Annotated in this window: 16 protein-coding genes and 1 other RNA gene; 7 read left to right on the top strand and 10 right to left on the bottom strand. The window is 65.4% G+C overall.

The window, feature by feature from the left end; genetic code table 11:
* The first annotated feature begins 91 nt into the window (after positions 1–91).
* On the top strand, positions 92–1,228 hold the full coding sequence (locus tag AAFG07_RS37115) for an AAA family ATPase (protein WP_342724574.1): 1,137 nt from the start codon (positions 92–94) through the stop codon (positions 1,226–1,228).
* Positions 1,229–1,242: 14 nt separating this feature from the next.
* Here AAFG07_RS37115 and AAFG07_RS37110 read toward each other — a convergent pair whose 3' ends face one another.
* The 8 genes from AAFG07_RS37110 to tkt all read right to left on the bottom strand — a co-directional run bounded on the left by AAFG07_RS37110 (position 1,243) and on the right by tkt (position 10,831).
* Positions 1,243–2,037, bottom strand: coding sequence for an inositol monophosphatase family protein (locus tag AAFG07_RS37110; protein WP_342724573.1), 795 nt, complete (start codon positions 2,035–2,037; stop codon positions 1,243–1,245).
* A gap of 218 nt (positions 2,038–2,255) precedes the next feature.
* Positions 2,256–3,329: a tetratricopeptide repeat protein gene (locus AAFG07_RS37105; RefSeq protein WP_342724572.1), complete on the bottom strand. Its 1,074-nt coding sequence runs from the start codon at positions 3,327–3,329 to the stop codon at positions 2,256–2,258.
* A gap of 7 nt (positions 3,330–3,336) precedes the next feature.
* Positions 3,337–4,014, bottom strand: coding sequence for a thiamine phosphate synthase (locus AAFG07_RS37100; RefSeq protein WP_342724571.1), 678 nt, complete (start codon positions 4,012–4,014; stop codon positions 3,337–3,339).
* Positions 4,015–5,040 carry a class I fructose-bisphosphate aldolase gene (locus tag AAFG07_RS37095; protein ID WP_342724570.1) on the bottom strand — a complete coding sequence of 342 codons (1,026 nt, stop codon included), beginning with the start codon at positions 5,038–5,040 and terminating at the stop codon, positions 4,015–4,017. It lies immediately after the preceding gene.
* Positions 5,041–5,230: 190 nt separating this feature from the next.
* Positions 5,231–6,298 (bottom strand): class II fructose-bisphosphate aldolase, encoded by a 1,068-nt coding sequence (gene fba / locus AAFG07_RS37090; protein ID WP_342724569.1) that lies wholly within the window; start codon positions 6,296–6,298, stop codon positions 5,231–5,233.
* Positions 6,299–6,339: 41 nt separating this feature from the next.
* Positions 6,340–7,536 carry a phosphoglycerate kinase gene (locus tag AAFG07_RS37085; RefSeq protein ID WP_342724568.1) on the bottom strand — a complete coding sequence of 399 codons (1,197 nt, stop codon included), beginning with the start codon at positions 7,534–7,536 and terminating at the stop codon, positions 6,340–6,342.
* Positions 7,537–7,678: 142 nt separating this feature from the next.
* On the bottom strand, positions 7,679–8,686 hold the full coding sequence (gene gap / locus AAFG07_RS37080) for a type I glyceraldehyde-3-phosphate dehydrogenase (protein WP_092123638.1): 1,008 nt from the start codon (positions 8,684–8,686) through the stop codon (positions 7,679–7,681).
* Positions 8,687–8,848: 162 nt separating this feature from the next.
* The gene (gene tkt / locus AAFG07_RS37075; RefSeq protein ID WP_342724567.1) at positions 8,849–10,831 is read right to left on the bottom strand and encodes a transketolase; all 1,983 of its coding nucleotides are present in this window, start codon (positions 10,829–10,831) and stop codon (positions 8,849–8,851) included.
* A 337-nt stretch (positions 10,832–11,168) separates the two neighbouring features.
* Here tkt and AAFG07_RS37070 point away from each other — a divergent pair, with 337 nt between their 5' ends.
* Both AAFG07_RS37070 and zapA read left to right on the top strand, forming a co-directional pair.
* The gene (locus tag AAFG07_RS37070) at positions 11,169–11,489 is read left to right on the top strand and encodes a DUF4164 domain-containing protein (RefSeq protein WP_092123643.1); all 321 of its coding nucleotides are present in this window, start codon (positions 11,169–11,171) and stop codon (positions 11,487–11,489) included.
* Positions 11,486–11,869 carry a cell division protein ZapA gene (gene zapA / locus AAFG07_RS37065; protein ID WP_342724566.1) on the top strand — a complete coding sequence of 128 codons (384 nt, stop codon included), beginning with the start codon at positions 11,486–11,488 and terminating at the stop codon, positions 11,867–11,869. The genes AAFG07_RS37070 and zapA overlap by 4 nt, the downstream gene beginning before the upstream one ends.
* Before the next feature lie 221 nt (positions 11,870–12,090).
* On the opposite strand, the gene AAFG07_RS37060 is transcribed toward zapA, so the two are convergent.
* Entirely contained in the window at positions 12,091–12,567 is a 477-nt protein-coding gene (locus AAFG07_RS37060; protein ID WP_342724565.1) for a PaaI family thioesterase, read from the bottom strand.
* Between the two features lie 135 nt (positions 12,568–12,702).
* On the opposite strand from AAFG07_RS37060, the gene AAFG07_RS37055 reads away from it, so the two are divergent.
* The 4 genes from AAFG07_RS37055 (at position 12,703) to AAFG07_RS37040 (ending at position 15,288) form a co-directional block, all read left to right on the top strand.
* A complete protein-coding gene (locus tag AAFG07_RS37055; protein ID WP_342724564.1) occupies positions 12,703–13,332 on the top strand; it encodes a TetR/AcrR family transcriptional regulator in 630 nt (209 codons plus the stop codon).
* A 186-nt stretch (positions 13,333–13,518) separates the two neighbouring features.
* Positions 13,519–13,679, top strand: a non-coding RNA gene (ssrS, locus tag AAFG07_RS37050) — 6S RNA.
* 203 nt (positions 13,680–13,882) lie between these two features.
* Entirely contained in the window at positions 13,883–14,461 is a 579-nt protein-coding gene (locus AAFG07_RS37045) for a 5-formyltetrahydrofolate cyclo-ligase (protein ID WP_342724563.1), read from the top strand.
* A gap of 2 nt (positions 14,462–14,463) precedes the next feature.
* The gene (locus tag AAFG07_RS37040; protein WP_342724562.1) at positions 14,464–15,288 is read left to right on the top strand and encodes a TIGR00282 family metallophosphoesterase; all 825 of its coding nucleotides are present in this window, start codon (positions 14,464–14,466) and stop codon (positions 15,286–15,288) included.
* A 238-nt stretch (positions 15,289–15,526) separates the two neighbouring features.
* On the opposite strand, the gene AAFG07_RS37035 is transcribed toward AAFG07_RS37040, so the two are convergent.
* On the bottom strand, positions 15,527–16,951 hold the full coding sequence (locus AAFG07_RS37035) for a methyl-accepting chemotaxis protein (RefSeq protein ID WP_342724561.1): 1,425 nt from the start codon (positions 16,949–16,951) through the stop codon (positions 15,527–15,529).
* Between the last annotated feature and the right edge of the window lie 180 nt (positions 16,952–17,131).

The raw sequence follows: 17,131 nt of genomic DNA, 5'->3' as shown, positions 1-17,131 counted from the left end.
CGGCGGCTTGCCTTCGCGACCTGGCCAATCCAGATTGCATCTCTGGATTGAACGGGGAGCGTGGAGGCTACCCGGGAATTGAGGGCATGTGATGCGGCCGACCGATATTGCGATCTCGAATTATCGCTCCATTCGGCGGCTCCACATGCCCATTCAACCGCTGTCGGTCTTCGTCGGCGAGAACGGTGTCGGCAAATCCAATCTCTACAAGTCCCTGTCGCTGCTGCGCGACGCGGCGACCGGCCGGATCACGCGCACGATCGCCGACGAGGGTGGATTGAACTCGGTCTGCTGGTCCGGCATCCGCAGGCGGGGTGAAGATGGGCGGCTGCGGTTGGAGGTCAGATTCGATCACGTCAACTACGCGATCGAGCTCGGACATTCAGGCCCGCTCGAGGCGGCGTTTCCCGGCGAGCCGATGATCAAGTCCGAACGCATCGAGGCGATCCACGGCAAGCGGAAGGTCCTGATGATGGAGCGGACCAATTCGCACGTCAGTGTCCGCGGCGAGAGCGGCGCCTGGAGCGAGCACAAGAATGCGGTGCTGCCGTCGGAAACCGCGCTCGCCGATTTCCTCGACGGCAAAGCGTGCCCCGAAATCGACCTGATCCGAAACGCGCTGCAGAGCTGGCGCTTCTATCACGATTTTCGCACCGATCCGGCGTCGCCGATCCGTAAGCCGTGCCTTGCGATCACGACGCCCTCGCTGAGCGCCGATGGCAGCGATCTGGCTGCGGCTTTGGCAACGCTCAGCGCGATCAGGCAAGATGCGGTCGACCTGCAGGATGCGATCGAGGACGCGTTCCCGGGCGCCGAGCTCCGGGCATGGGCGGACAACGGGCGGTGCGAATTCGAGTTGCAGCAGGCGGACGTGCCGCGTCCGTTCAAGGCGCACGAACTATCCGACGGGACGCTGAAATATATCTGCCTGCTCGCCGTGTTCATGGGCTATCGGCTGCCGCCGTTCATCGCGCTGAACGAGCCCGAGACCAGCCTGCATCCATCGCTGCTGGCGCCGTTGGCGAGGCTGATCGCCAGGGCGTCGCGCCGCGCCGACATCTGGATCGTCACCCATTCGGAACATCTGATGGAGGCGCTGCGCAGCGAGAGTTCGGTCCCGCTTCGACGGGTGATCAAGGCGAAGGGCGCCACCACCATCGAGGGCCTGACCCTCGGCGGTGAATTTCGTGACGGCGAGGACGACGACGAAGATGACGACGACGATTAGATCGCGCCGTCGCGTTACTGCCCGAGCGGCTTCAGGATCTTGATCAGCTCGCCGTGCACGAACTCGTTGCCGCAGACGACGTGGCCGGTCTGCAGCGGGTCGTCACTGCCCTGGATGCCGGAGACGGTGCCGCCGGCTTCGCGGACCATCAGCAGGCCCGCCGCGACGTCCCAGGCTTGCAGATTGCGCTCCCAATAGCCGTCCAGACGGCCGGCCGCGACAAAGGCGAGGTCGAGCGAGGCGGCGCCGAAGCGGCGGAAGCCCGCGACCTTGTTCTGCAGCGCGGCCATCTCCTGCAGCGCCAGCTGGTGATTGCCGCGGCCGATATGCGGCAGGCCGCAGGCGACCACGCATTCGTTGAGCTGGCGGCGGCCGGCGACGCGCAGCCGCTGGTCGTTGAGGAACGCGCCCTTGCCGCGCTCGGCGATGTAGAGCTCGTCATTGGCGGGATTGTAGATCACGCCCGCGATGATCGTGTCTTCGCGCTGAAGCCCGATCGAGATCGCGAATTGCGGGATGCCGTGCAGGAAGTTGGTGGTGCCGTCCAAGGGATCGACGATCCAGGTGTGGCTCTTGTCGCCGCCTTCGCGCTTGCCGCCTTCTTCGCCGAGGAACCCGTAACCGGGCCGGGCCTTTTCGAGGTCGGTGTAGAGCATCTCCTCGGCGCGCTTGTCGGCGAGCGAGACGAAGTTCGCCGGCCCCTTCAGCGACACCTGGAGATGTTCGATCTCGCCGAGGTCGCGCTTGAGGCTGCGGCCGGCGCGCCGCGCGGCCTTGACCATGACATTGATGAGAGCGGAGTAGAGCATGATGAGCGGTTTCTTTGCGATTGTGCTGGAGGGCCGGCCAAACGTGGTCCCGTCATCCTGAGGAGCGCGGAACGCGCGTCTCGAAGGATCGACGGCCACCAGCGGGGCCGTGCATCCTTCGAGGCTCGCTTTGCTCGCACCTCAGGATGACGGGGTGAGAGGGAACTGGCCTTGGATTGCCGGACTGGGTGCCCTCTGGAGGCCGCCCCGTCAAGGCGTCATTTGACGTTGTTTCCGATCCATTTTCGCGCGGCTGCCTCGCCCTTGGCGCGGTCTTCCCGGCTCATATCGGCGAGGATGTCGTCGAGATCGGGGTCGCCCTTGCCGGCGGTCTTGGCGACGGTGTGCCATTTCAGCGCCTCGACCTTGTCCACCGGGGCGCCGGCGCCGGTCGCCAGCACGTGGGCGAGGCGGTTTTGCGCGATCGCGCTGTTCTGCCGGGCCGCCTTGCGCAGCAGCGCCACCGCCGCCGGCACGTTCCGCGGCGTACCGGCGCCGTTGTAGAGCGCGATGGCATATTCGACCTCGGCATCGACATTGTCGGCCAACGAGGCGGCCTGCAGCAGCCGGGCCGCCTTTTCGAGGTCCTTCGGCACGCCGGTGCCTTCCTTGTAGAAGGTCGCCAGCGCGTATTGCGCCTCGGGGCTGCCGGCGTCCGCGGCCATCCGCAACAGCTCGGCGGAGCGCTTGAGGTCCTGCGGCAGGGTCTGGCCGTCGAGATAGAGCAGCGCGAGGTTATAGGCTGCCTTCGGCTCGCCAAGCTTGGCCGACGAGGCCAGCAGCTTGACCGCGGAATCCTTGTCCACCGCGCCGCCACGGCCCGCGATCCGCATCATCGCGAGCGCGAACATCGCCTCGCGGTCGCCGGCATCGGATGCGCGCTTGTACCAGTCGTCCGCCTTGACGTAGTCGCGCTTGACGCCGAGCCCGTTGGCATAGAGCTCGCCCAGCATCGTCATTGCCTTGGCATCGTTGCTGTTCTGGGCGCGCACCAGCGCCAGATCGAATGCGGTCTTGTACATGCCGCGCTGATAGGCGCCATAGACGAGGTCGACATTGGGATCATCAGGCGTCGGGGTCGGCGAGGGCGTCGGGGTGGCCGTTGGTGTGGCGGCGGGCTTCGGCGCGGGCTTCTTCGCGGCGGGCGCATGCACCTTCGGCTTCTCTTTCGGCGCCTCCTTCTTCGCGGGCGGCGGCGTCTGTGCCGGCGGCGTGATCGAGAGCTGCGCCATCGCACCGCTCGCCAGCATCATGCAGCCGAGCGCAACACCTATCGGACGCAGGCGGTTCATTCCGGCGTCATCCCTCGGCCTTGGCCTGGCCCAACGTGCCGGCATGCGCCTCTGCAATCGCTGCGCCGATCTCGGCGAGTGCTGTCTTGGCGCCGCGCGGATCGGACCAGATGAAATCTCCGACCAGCACGAAATCCGCGCCGGCCGCAGCGAATGCCTCGGCCTCCTCGCGCGAGGTCGCAAAGCCGACGCAAGGCGGCTCGAACAATTCGTCCCACCATTCCAGCCGCTCGGCGATCGCCTCAAGCGAGGGCCGCTGTCCGTTGGTGTCGGGCTCGCCGAACAGCACATAATCGGCACCGGCTTCGCCCGCGGCCATCGAATCGTGGCGCGTCGCGAGCCCGCCGACGCCTGCGATGCGGTCGGGTTTCAGCGAGGGCATCGCCTCTTCCATCGCGGCGAGGCCGGTCAGATGCGCGCCATCGGCGCCGGCGCGCGCCACGATATCGGGATGGCCGTCGATCAGCAGCGCCGCACCCGCGTTCTGGATCGCAGGCGCCAGCGCCTTGATGGTGGAGATCATGCTGCGCGGATCGGTCTCATGCAGCCGCACCAGAACGGCCGCGACGTCGGCCGCGGCAAGCAGGTCGGCAAGCTCGGCCGCAAGCCGCGCGGGCTCGTCGACCGGCGGGGTTGCCAGATAGAGGCGCGGCGCCGGCCGCGGCGGAACGGGCTTGGTCGCCAACTATGCCGCCTGTTTCTCGAGGCCGGCTTCCCAATTGCCGGTGCTCGCGAGCCCGTTCATCCGGGCGCGATGCGAGAAGGCGCGCTGGCCCGCCGGGACGTTGTCGGGCTTGCCGGACCACGCCTTCTGCGGCGCCGCCTGCAACGCGCGGCCATAGGAGAAGGTCAGCCGCCAGGGCAGGTGGCCGATCTTGTTCATTGCGTCGAGATGCGCGGTCGCTTCCTCGTCGCTCTGTCCGCCGGAGAGGAACGCGATGCCCGGCACCGCGGCCGGCACGCAGCTCTTGAGCAAACGAATGGTCTTCTCGGCGACTTCCTGCACCGACGCCTGCTTCGGGCATTTCTTGCCCGAGATCGCCATGTTGGGCTTCAGGATCATGCCTTCCAGCGCAACACGCTGCACCCGCAATTCCTGGAAGGTGCGATTCAGCACGCGCTGCGTCACCTCGTAGCAGCGGTCGATATCGTGATCGCCGTCCATCAGCACCTCGGGCTCGACAATCGGGACGATCTGCGCGGCCTGACACAGCGCGGCGTAGCGCGCCAGTGCATGGGCGTTGACGCGGACCGCGGTCTGGGTCGGGATTCGCGGCCCGATATCGATCACGGCGCGCCATTTCGCAAAGCGCGCACCGCGTTCGTAATATTTCTTCAGGCGCTCGGCGAGCTTGTCGAGGCCGACGGTGACGAGTTCACCCGGGCAGTTCGGCAGCGCCTGGGTGCCTTCATCGACCTTGATGCCGGGGATTGCGCCGGCTTGCTCGATCAGCTTGACCAGCGGCGTGCCGTCCTTGGCATTCTGCCAGATCGTCTCGTCGTACAGGATGACGCCGGAGATGTACTTGCTCATCGCCTCCTGCGAGCGGAACAGCATCTCGCGATAGTCGCGGCGACTGTCTTCGGTCGAATCGACCTTGATGGCGTCGAAACGCTTCTTGATGGTGCCGGAAGATTCGTCGGCGGCGAGAATGCCCTTGCCCGGGGTGACCATGGCGAGCGCAATTTTGTTGAGGTCAGCGAGGTTCATCGGGGGCGTCCTCCGGAGCCATTGCCTTTGCAAACCAAAATAGGCGGTTCTCGGGCAAATGCCTAGAAAACGTTCGTCGCGGCCGATGTTTGTCGCAGCCGGCGATCAAGCCCCGGGACACCGTTTCCAACTGCGTCAGAGCCGGTGTCCCGCCTTAATGATTCAGGCGAGAAGTTGTCAGGCGACCTTGTCAGGCGACCTTGGGATCGAGCGCGCCCGAAGCGTAGCGCTTGGCCATTTCCGCCGTGGTCAGCACCTTCTTGATCTTGCTGGCCTGGCCCGCGGTGTTGAACTCCTGCAGGCGCTGCTTGCACAGCTTGGTCATCGCCTCCATCGCGGGCTTCAGGTACTTGCGCGGATCGAACTCTTCCGGATTGTCCTTCAGCACCTTGCGAATCTGGCCGGTCATCGCCATCCGGTTGTCGGTGTCGATGTTGATCTTGCGCACGCCGTTCTTGATGCCGCGCTGGATCTCGGCGACCGGCACGCCCCAGGTCGGCTTCATCTTGCCGCCGTTGGCGTTGATGATCTCCTGCAGGTCCTGCGGCACCGACGAGGAGCCGTGCATCACGAGATGCGTGTTCGGCAGCTTGCGATGGATTTCCTCGATCACGTTCATGGCGAGGATGTCGCCGTCGGGCTTGCGGGTGAATTTGTAGGCACCGTGCGAGGTGCCCATCGCGATCGCCAGCGCATCGACCTTGGTTTCCGTGACGAACTTCACGGCCTCGTCCGGATTGGTCAGAAGCTGGTCATGCGACAGCTTGCCCTCGGCGCCGTGGCCGTCTTCCTTGTCGCCCATGCCGGTCTCGAGCGAGCCGAGCACGCCGAGCTCGCCTTCCACCGAGATGCCGCCGAGATGGGCCATGCCGGTCACGGTCCTGGTGACGCCGACATTGTAGTCCCAGTCGCCGGGGGTCTTGCCGTCGGCCTTCAGCGAGCCGTCCATCATGACCGAGGTGAAGCCGGCCTGGATCGCCGTCATGCAGGTGGCGGGCTCGTTGCCATGGTCGAGATGCACGCAGACCGGGATCTGCGGATAGATCTCGGTGACGGCGTCCATCATGTGCTTGAGCATGACGTCGTTGGCGTAGGACCGCGCACCGCGCGAGGCCTGGATGATGACGGGTGCGTCGACCTCGGAGGCCGCGACCATGATCGCCAGCGCCTGCTCCATGTTGTTGATGTTGAAGGCAGGTACGCCGTAATCATGCTCGGCCGCGTGATCGAGCAGTTGCCGCAATGTTATGCGAGCCATTCCATTTCTCCCTGTAAGCGCGTTCGCGGATTTGAACTAAATCAACGGTTTTTCAACACTTCGACGCCCGGCAGCGGCTTGCCTTCCATCCATTCAAGAAACGCGCCGCCCGCGGTCGAGACGTAGGAAAAATCACCGGCGACGCCCGCCTGGTTGAGCGCCGCGACGGTATCGCCGCCGCCGGCGACCGAGACCAGTTTTTTGGCCCTGGTGCGCTCGGCGGCATGCTTGGCCGACACCACCGTGCCGCGGTCGAACGGCGTCAATTCGAAGGCGCCCAGCGGTCCGTTCCAGACCAGCGTCGCGGCATCGTCGATCGCGGCATGGATCCGCGCGATCGATTGCGGGCCGACGTCGAGGATCATGCCGTCGGCCGGGATCGCGTCGAGGCCGTAGGCGTGCGACGGCGCGTTGGCGGCGAACTGGTTGGCGACGACAGCATCGACAGGCAGGATGATCGCGCAATTCGCGGCGTTGGCCTTCTCCATGATCCGCAGCGCGGTCGCGGCGAGGTCCTTCTCGGCGAGCGACTTGCCGACGGCAATGCCCTGCGCGTGCAGGAAGGTGTTGGCCATGCCGCCGCCGATCACCAGCGCGTCGACCTTGCTCACGAGGTTTTCCAGAAGGTCGATCTTGGTCGAGACCTTGGCGCCGCCGATGATCGCGATCACGGGCTTGGTCGGCGCTTCCAGCGCCTTGCCGAGTGCGTCGAGCTCGGCCTGCATGGTGCGGCCGGCATAGGCCGGCAGCTTGTGGCCGAGGCCTTCAGTCGAGGCGTGGGCGCGATGCGCGGCGGAAAAGGCGTCGTTGACCCAGATGTCGCCGAGCTTGGCGAGTTCAGCGACGAAGCCGGCGTCGTTCTTTTCCTCTTCCTTGTGGAAGCGGGTGTTCTCCAGGCAGAGAATGTCGCCGTCCTTGAGGGCCGCAACCGCGTTGGCCGCCGCTTCGCCGATGCAATCCTCGGCGAAGGCGACCGGGCGCTTGATCACCTTCGACAACGCTTCGGCGACCGGCTTCAGCGACTCCTTGGGATCGCGGCCCTTGGGCCGGCCGAAATGGGCGAGCAGGATCACCTTGCCGCCCTTGTCGGAAATCTCGGTGATGGTGGGAGCAACGCGCTCGAGCCGGGTGGCGTCGGTGACGCGGCCGCCTTCCATGGGGACGTTGAGGTCGACGCGCAGCAGCACGCGCTTGCCCTTCACGTTGACGTCGTCGAGGGTGCGGAACGATTTGGTCATTGGCGTTTCCTGTGCGGCCGGACACAGCCGTCCAGCGGGCGGCGTCGCTTTCGCTTGCCGATGTCGCGACCGTTGAGGTCGCGAATGCGGGGGCAAACACGCAGATGCCCGGCGCTCGGCCGGGCATCACGAACAGTCGAATTTAGATCAGCTTGCCGATCGCAACGGCGGTGTCCGCCATGCGGTTCGAGAAGCCCCACTCATTGTCGTACCAGGCCATCACGCGCACCAGCGTGCCGTTCTGCACCTTGGTCTGGTCCATGTGGAAGGTGGCCGAGTGCGGATCGTGGTTGAAATCGATCGAGACGTTCGGCGCGGTGGTGAAGCCGAGGATGCCCTTGAGCTGCTGCTCGGAGGCGCGCTTCATCGCCTCGTTGATCTCCTTGGCGTCGGTGGCGCGCTTGGCGACGATCTTGAGGTCGATCACCGAGACGTTCGGGGTCGGCACGCGGATCGAGACGCCGTCGAGCTTGCCCTTCAGTTCCGGCAGCACCAGGCCGATGGCTTTCGCGGCTCCGGTCGAGGTCGGGATCATCGACATCGCCGCGGCGCGACCGCGATAGAGATCCTTGTGCAGGGTATCGAGCGTCGGCTGGTCGCCGGTATAGGCGTGGATCGTGGTCATGAAGCCGGTCTCGATGCCGACCGTCTCGTTCAACACCTTGGCAACCGGCGCGAGGCAGTTGGTGGTGCAGGAGCCGTTGGAGATGACGAGCTGATCCTTGTTCAGCGTGTCGTGATTGACGCCGTAGACGATGGTGGCGTCAGCCCCATCGGCGGGCGCCGAGACCAGCACGCGTTTGGCGCCGGCGGTGAGGTGCGCAGAGGCCTTGTCCTTGGCGGTGAAGATGCCGGTGCATTCCAGCGCGATGTCGACGCCGAGGGCCTTCCACGGCAGCTTGGAGGGATCGCGCTCGGCCGAGACCTTGATCTTGTTGTCGCCGACGCTGATCGAGTCGCCGTCGACGGTCACGGTGCCCGGGAAGCGGCCGTGCACGGAATCGAAGCGCAGCAGGTGCGCGTTGGTCTCGACCGGGCCGAGGTCGTTGATGCCGACCACCTCGATGTCCTTGCGGCCGGACTCGGCGATGGCGCGCAACACATTGCGGCCGATACGCCCAAACCCGTTGATCGCGACGCGGATTGCCATGCTGTGTCTCCTCTAAAAGCTACTGCCGGCCCCGCGGGAGGTGTCCCACGAGGGTTTTACGGCGGAACGCCCGGTTCAGCCGGACGCGAGCGGAAAAGATGGAGCTTTGGTAATCCTTTTTCGCGGCAAGCTCAACCTTTGACCGGCGGTGTCAGGCCAGCGTCAGACGCGCTTCAGGGCAGCGTTAACGACGGCCTCCGCAGTAATGCCGAAATGCGGGAAAAGGTCCTTCGCCGGGGCGCTGGCGCCGAAACCGTGCATGCCGACGAATTCGCCATCGCGGCCGATCACGGCATCCCAGCCCCAGCGCACCGCAGCCTCGATCGCGATCTTGACCGGAGCGTTGCCGATGACGGCATTTTGCCGCTCGGCGGGCTGCGCCAGCAACAATTCGAGCGACGGGACCGAGACGACCCGCGTCGCGATGCCGCGCCCGGCGAGCTGCTTCTGCGCCTCGACCGCGATCTGGACCTCGGAACCGGAGGCGAACAATGACACTTTTGCGTCACCCTGCGCCGCGACCAATTCGTAGGCGCCGTGGCTGCACGGGTTGTCGTTCGGCGCCGTGGTGCGGAGCTGCGGCAGGTTCTGGCGGGTCAGCGCCAGCACGGTCGGTCCGTCCACGCGGTTGAGCGCCAGTTCCCAGCACTCGGCGGTCTCGACCGCATCGCAGGGGCGGAACACGCGCATGTTGGGCATCGCGCGCAGCGCGGAGAGATGCTCGACCGGCTGGTGCGTCGGGCCGTCCTCGCCGAGGCCGATCGAGTCATGGGTCATGACATAGACCACGCCGGTGCCCATCAGCGCCGACAGCCGCATCGCACCGCGCGCATAGTCGGTGAACACCAGGAAGGTGGCGCCGTTCGGCGCGAAGCCGCCATGCAGGAAGATGCCGTTGAGGCACGCCGCCATGCCGTGTTCGCGGATACCGTAATGGATGAAGCGGCCCTTCGGCGTCTTGGCGGCGAACGCTGTCGCCGACTTCGCCTTATTGTTGTTGGAGCCGGTGAGGTCGGCGGAGCCGGCCACGAATTCCATCGGCATCGCGGCGGCGATCACTTCGATCGCGGCTTCCGACGATTTGCGGGTCGCGACGTTGAGCGGATTTTCCAGCAGGCCCTTCTTGAACGCGCGCAGGCCCTTGGCGAGCGATTGCGGCCGCTCGTGACGCAGCCGGCGCTCGAACTCGGCGCGCTTGCGGTTGCCGAGCTGCGCGAACTGCTCGTCCCAGGCCTTGTGCTCGGCGGCGCCGCGGGCGCCGGCCTCACGCCAGGCCTTCAGCACGTCGTCGGGCACCGAGAACGGCTCGAGCGAAATGCCGAGCTTCTCCTTGGCACCCTTGAGCTCGGCGGCGCCGAGCGCCTCGCCATGGGCTTTCGCGGTGCCGGCCCTGGTCGGCGCGCCGAAGCCGATCGTGGTCTTGCAGGCGATCATCGACGGCTTGCTCGATTTCTGGGCGCGGGTGATCGCAGCTGCAATTGCCTGCGGATCATGGCCGTCGATCAATTCGGCGGCCCAGCCGGCGGACTTGAAGCGCTTCACCTGGTCGACCGAATCGGAGATCGAGGTCGGACCGTCGATCGAGATGCCGTTGTCGTCGTACAGCACGATCATCTTGTTGAGGCGCCAGTGACCGGCCAGCGCGATTGCTTCCTGCGAGATGCCTTCCATCAGGTCGCCGTCGGAGGCGAGCACGTAGGTGTGGTGGCTGACGATCTTCTTGCCGAACTCCGCAGCGAGCATCTTCTCGGCGAGCGCCATGCCGACCGCGGTCGCAATGCCCTGGCCGAGCGGGCCGGTGGTGGTCTCGATGCCCTGGGTGTGGAAATTCTCCGGGTGTCCGGGCGTCAGCGATCCGAGCTGGCGGAAATGCTTGATCTGGTCGAGCGTCATGTCCTTGTTGCCGGTGAGGTACAGCAACGCATAGAGCAGCATCGAGCCATGGCCGGCCGACAGCACGAAGCGGTCGCGATCGGGCCACGCGGTGTCGGCGGCATCGAATTTCAGGAATTTGGTGAACAGCACGGTTGCGATGTCGGCGGCGCCCATCGGCAGGCCGGGATGGCCCGAATTCGCCTTCTCGACGGCGTCCATGGCAAGGCCACGGATCGCATTGGCCATACGGGTGTGATCGACCTGCGTCATGATGAAAAGTCCGCCTGGAATGAGGAGCTGATTGCTGGACGCATCGGGGCGGGCAGCCGCGATACGCGTGTGGATGGCCTTACGGGTTGGAGGGTGGATTAGCACCTCAATTCCGCAAGTCCAAGGCGATGAAACGCCCCAAAACGGGGAAAAGTTGCTCAAAATGGCCCAGTTTCATTGAACGGTGCATAGTTTGGCGCCGCCGTTGCGCTCGGCTCGCTTGCCACGTAAATTTCGTCCGCTAACCGCTTGCCGAACCGCCAGTTTTGCCGTGCGGCAGGCCTGTTTCCACCAGGCTACCCCAGCTAGCCAATTTGAAGGGTCCGCACCGCGTGTCATGAGTGATCGTCTCGCCAACGGCTCTGGCAATACCGAGGCACCGCTCGCCGATATCGATGCTGCGACAAGGCGGCTGATGGCAGCACTCGATGCGCTGGAGAGCTCGGTGGAGCGGCGCCGCGAGGCCGACCGCGACGAAAACGAATTGGCGAGCCGGATCCAGGCCCTCGGCGCCGATCGCTCCAGACTTGCCGACGAACTCGACGGATCGCTGGTGAAGACGCGCAAGCTCGAGCGCGTCAATCGCGACATCGCGGAAAAGCTCGATGCGGCGATCGGCACCATTCGCGCCGTGCTCGAGGGCGGAGAAGGCAGATGAGCCACATCAACGTCACCATCAATGGCCGGCAATACCGGATGGCCTGCGAGGAGGGCCAGGAGGTGCGGCTGTTGAAGCTCGCGGAAAATCTCCAGCAGCGCGTCGAATCGCTGCGCGGCAAGTTCGGCGAGATCGGCGATGCGCGGCTCACCGTGATGGCGGCGCTCACCGCCTGCGACGAGCTGGTCGATGCGGGCGCGCGCATCCGCAGCCTCGAGGAAGAGGTCGAGCAGCTACGCAATGCCCGCGTCGCCGCCACCGACCGCGCCCGCGCGACCCAGACCGCGGTCTCCAATGCGCTCAACGCCGCCGCCGAGCGGATCGAGCGCACCACGCAGGTGCTCAACCGCACCATCGGCGGCGGCATCGCGATCGGCTGAAGTTCGCGGCAGCTTCACTGGCGGGCCGGACTGCAATGATCGGACGCCGCCGGATGCGATCTATTTGCCCGCATCTGCCAACGATCCTCCGCCGGACCGCATGAGTGGCGCATGGCGCGTTAGAGCGTTTTCGAGCGAAGTGGATACCGGTTCGCGTGAAGAAAACGCATCAAAACAAGAATCCAGAGCCCCGTTCCGATTCAATCGGAACGGGATAGGCTCTAGCGCTCCGGCCGCGCCGCGACCCGATATGTCGACGTGATATGGGCGCAAGGGTCTGGCTCGCCGTCGGACGTCAGCCAGCATTCGAGATAATGCAGGCGGCGGCCGCGGCGCACGATGCGCGCCTCCGCGATCAGATCCGAAGCCCTGGCTGGCCGCACGAAGGTGATGTTGAAGCCTGCCATCACCGGGATGACGTTGGCTCCGAGGGCTGCCAGGACGCAGCCGTACATCGTGGTGTCGGCAAGGCCCATCACCATCGGTCCCGAAAACACGCCGCCGCTGCCGTCTTGCCACAACTCGGCGCCCATGAACGCCTGTTGATACGGTAGCCGGACGCGGATCGCGTTCGGTCCGACGTTCTCGACGATTTCGCCGTGGTGATCGATGCTCGGCAGGTTTCGGATGATCGCCCGCCGCACTTGCTCGGCATCCAGCAGAGGCTCAATGGAGCGTGCCGTTTCGTGTTCACGCATGCTGCTCTCCGGGAGAGATTCTGAACTGCGTCTGGCGTCGGAAGTCCTTGGGGCCGCGGCGCCAACCTGCGCTTGCCCAGGCGAAATAACAGTGTTATCATCCAAGAACGATGTTACAGATTTGGCAAGGAGTCAATGTCTGCCGCTGCGCAAACCTATCAGCAGACCCTCGACCTTCATCGTCGCCGCGTGATCGTTGACGCCGCGCGTCGTGTATTTGAGACCACCGGCCTCGAGGGCGCGTCGATCAGGGCGATCGCGCAAATGGCCGGGTGCACGACCGGCGCGATCTACCCGCTGTTTCGATCGAAGGAGGAAGTATTCGCGGCGGTGCTGGGTGAATCGCTGTTGGCAGTCACTGAAGAAGTCAGGGCCGCGATGGACGGCATCGCCGTTCCCGCGAAATCGCTTCGACGGGGGACCCTTGCAATATACAAATATTACGACGCGCATCCGTCCGAGCTGACGCTGTCGCTCGTGCTGTTCAATGGGGACCGCAAGAAGAAGCTCGGGTCCGGATTGGATGAGGCCCTCAAGCGGCAGCTGGACGCTCTGCTCGCTCTGCTCGCGGAGCAGGTTCGCAAGGCCACGGCGAAGCCGTTTCAGCCGATGGTCCGCATCGAGGCAACCGCGCTTATCACGCATCTGGTCGGGTTGCTCGTGCTCAAGCACGGGGGAAGGATCGACGTGCTTGGCAACAACGCGCCGGTTCTGCTGGCGCACTACACCAGGAACATGGTTGCGCGGCTGGGTGGCGGAGGCTGATTGAAGCGCCAGTTCGGTCGGCGATCAGGCGGCGGGGCCGGCTAGGGTCGCCCGCTTCGTCCGGCGCCGCGACGGAGCGCACATTTTCCACTCCTTTGGAAGCCGAGCACGGCGCCCGGCGCCTGATTTGCGGAAGTCCGCCCCTTGCCGCTGGCGGAACCGCAACTTCGTCGCTACATTGGCCCTGCGAAGCTGCGTCGTGCGTCAGGAGCCATATATCCCCGGGGCCTTATCGATCCTTTAGGGAACTGTCCCTGGCCGGGTCCGTGGACCCGGACATATGGTGCCCACCTACTTTCGTAGGGAACTCCGGGATCGAGCGCTCCAACGGCCTCTGCGGCTTCGCACTGATTTTTGCTGTTGCCTTGTCGTCGCGCTGCGGCGGTTTGATTGTGGTGCAGTTTCCCCGCAATGGGTCTCGTCATCGGCTCGCCCGCTGGCAGGCTCCTCGCGGGGTGTCCAGTGCGCCGCGGCCTGGTCAAACGAATGCTAGCGTTTCTGAGTGCCGGCTCGTTCGCGTTTTGCGGACGATGACAGCGGAAGATGGGTCATGCACGCATCTCCATCGAAGGCCGAGCTTCGGGCACTTGCTCTCGCCAAGCGCGACGCGCTGAGCGATGAGCAGCGCGCGACCGCTGCCGAGGCGCTCGCCAAGCGCGGCGCGCCGTTCGAGATCACGCAAGGCCTGATCATCTCGGGCTATGCGCCGATCCGCAGCGAGCTCGATCCTGCGCCGCTGATGAAGAAGCTTGCCGAAAAGGGGGCGCGGCTTGCGCTGCCCTGCATCAATGCGCGCGGCCAGTCGCTGACCTTCCGGAGCTGGTTGCCGCAGGACCGGCTGATGCTCGGGCCGCTCGGCATTCCCGAGCCTTCGCCGGCCGCGGCCGAGGTGCATCCCGACGTGATGCTGGTGCCGCTTGCGGCATTCGACCGGCTCGGCCACCGCATCGGCTATGGCGCCGGCTATTACGACTATACCTTTGCACATCTGCGCAAGGCCAAGCATGTGATCGGGGTGGGGATCGCCTTTGCTGCACAGGAAACCAAGGCCATTCCGGCGCTGTCGCACGACGTCCCGCTCGATTATGTGCTAACGGAGCGCAAGACTTTCGATTTCCGGAGTAGCTAGCCTTGCGTATTCTGTTCGTTGGTGACGTCGTCGGCAGGACCGGCCGCACCGCCATATCAGACCATCTTCCCGGCATGATCAAGGACTGGTCGCTCGATCTCGTCGTCGTCAACGGCGAGAACGCGGCCGGCGGCTTCGGCATCACCGAGGCGATCTACCAGGAGCTGCTCGATGCCGGCGCCGATGCGATCACGCTCGGCAACCACGCCTGGAATCAGAAGGAGGCGCTGGTCTTCATCGAGCGCGCGCCACGCCTGATCCGGCCGCTGAATTTCCCGCGCCATTCGCCGGGTCGCGGCGCCACGCTGGTCGATACCAAGAGCGGCAAGCGCGCGCTGATCATAAACGCGATCGGCCGCGTCTTCATGGAGCCGTCCTCGAACGATCCGTTCAGCGCGATCGAGCGCGAGCTCGAAGCCTGCCCGTTGCGCGAGGGCTGTGACGCCATCGTGCTGGATTTCCATGCCGAGGCCACCAGCGAGAAGCAGGGCGTCGGTTTCTTCTGCGACGGCCGCGTCAGCCTCGTGGTCGGCACGCACACGCATGTGCCGACCGCCGACCATCAGGTGCTGCCCGGCGGCACCGCCTATATGAGCGATGCCGGCATGACCGGCGACTATGATTCGGTGATCGGCATGCAGAAGGAGGAGCCGCTGCAGCGTTTCCTCACCGGCATTCCCTCCGGCCGTTTCGAGCCGGCCGGAGGCGTTGCGACGCTGAGCGGCGTCGCGGTCGAGACCGACGACGCGACCGGGCTTGCGGTGAAGGTTGCGCCAGTGCGCGCCGGCGGGCGGCTCGAGCCAACGGTGCCGCCGTTCTGGACGTAGCGCCCGTAGCCCGGATGGAGCGAAGCGAAATCCGGGGTCCCTCGCAAGTTGAGAGGCTGTATCGGATTGCGCTTCGCTCCATCCGGGCTACGAGACTATTTCGGAATAATGGAAAAATACTTTTGAGTTGCCCGACGTGTCAAGTGCAGTGTCGAGCGCCGGCAGCCGTCGGCTACTGTGCATGGGGTTGTTTTCGATATTTTGGCGGTACACCCCGCCGTCCCGGCGAGGGGCCGGCCTAGCCCTGCCGAAAACCCATCCGGAATGCGCCCCAGTGGCGGCCGTTGACGACGATCGGCGACGACACGTCCTTCATCAGCACGAAATTGCCGCCGCCCATGTCGCGGCGATAGGTCTGCAGCAGGAACGGCTTGGTATTGGCCGCGACCTTGCTCACCGCGCGGTCGTTGAACAGCCGGCGGTTGCGGCAATTGGCGTTATTCCACACCGGGTCCGGTCCCTGCGGCAGCCGGTAGTTCGGATTGTGGGTCGGCAGATAGCCGCCCCGCGCCCAGGCGACGCAGAACACGATGCGCGGGTCGGTCTTCTGGATCGGGTCCTGGATCGCAGGCAGCACGCGGTCGGTGAAGCCGACATAGTCGGTCAGATATTGCTTCGGATCGGTGCCGGCGATCTCGCGATAATTCTCGTCCATCAATTGCGCGAGCGTGATCTCGCCGCGCGCGATGGCATGCTCGAACAGCTCCGAGATCTGTTTCGCGGTGTCGATCACGACGCGGATCAGCGGCGCATCGCTGGTCTCGACGCCGCTGTCGGCGATCGTCACGATCAGGCTCTCGGATAGCTCGAGCAGCTTCGCGACGCGGCCGTCGGCGTGCTTGAGGTCGCGCGAGGAGAGGTCGACGCCCTTGGCGAGCTCGTTGAGCTCCGCGATCACGGTGTCGCAATGGCCGAGATTGGAGGTCGCGGCGCGCGCCACGCTGCCGATCTCGGCGCCGACGGATGAGAAGCCCTCCTGCACGCGCATGATGATGCCGGAGATCTGCCGGGCGCCTTCGCCGGCGCTCTTGGCGCGCAGCGAGGCGTCGCTGCTCTCGCCGATCAGGCTGCCGATCTGGCCGTCGAGATCGCGCACGGTGTCGGAAATCTGATGGGTCGCCTGGCGGGTCGCCTCGGCAAGGTTCTTCACCTCGCTCGCGACCACGGCAAAGCCGCGGCCGGCATCGCCGGCGCGCGCGGCCTCGATCGTGGCGTTGAGCGCGAGCAGATTGGTCTGCTTGGCGATCGCCTCGATCGAACCGGAGACCTTGGCGACCTGGCTCAGCGCGGAGCCGACCGCGGCGAGCCGCGCCTCGATCCGTCCGACCGCTGCGACGAGCTCTGCAATATGGCTGACCGCCGTCTCGACGACGTTGCGCGATCCGGCGATCTGGCCGACCGCGGCGGATGCGGTCGTTTGCACCGCCTGCGATGCGTTGGCGATGTCATGATTGGCCGAGACCATGATCTCGGCGGTCTCCTGCAGATGATGGAACCGGTCCGACTGGTTGGTGACGCGGTTCGCGACCTCCTGGACGTTGCCGGCGATATCAGCGAGCTCGACCCCGAGACCGCCGATGCGGTCGGCGAGCTGGTCGACCAGCCGTTCGGCCAGTGTCCGGTTCGATGACGTATCCAGCACTGCAAGCTGCGCCGCCGACATGTCGCGTTTCCTCCGTTACAGCAGTCCGTCTCGCCGCTGCAGCATTCCCCATTCCGATTCAAAGCGTGATTCGGGCCGCCGGTCTTGCCTGAGCGTGCACTGCGTAGCCCGGATGGAGCGCAGCGCAATTCGGGGTTCTCGTCCGCGGGTACATTGGTCCCGGATTACGCTTCGCTGCAT

The organism is Bradyrhizobium sp. B097 (genome assembly GCF_038957035.1).
In the GTDB taxonomy this organism is placed as follows: domain Bacteria; phylum Pseudomonadota; class Alphaproteobacteria; order Rhizobiales; family Xanthobacteraceae; genus Bradyrhizobium.
This window is presented reverse-complemented; position numbering and strand designations above follow the sequence as displayed.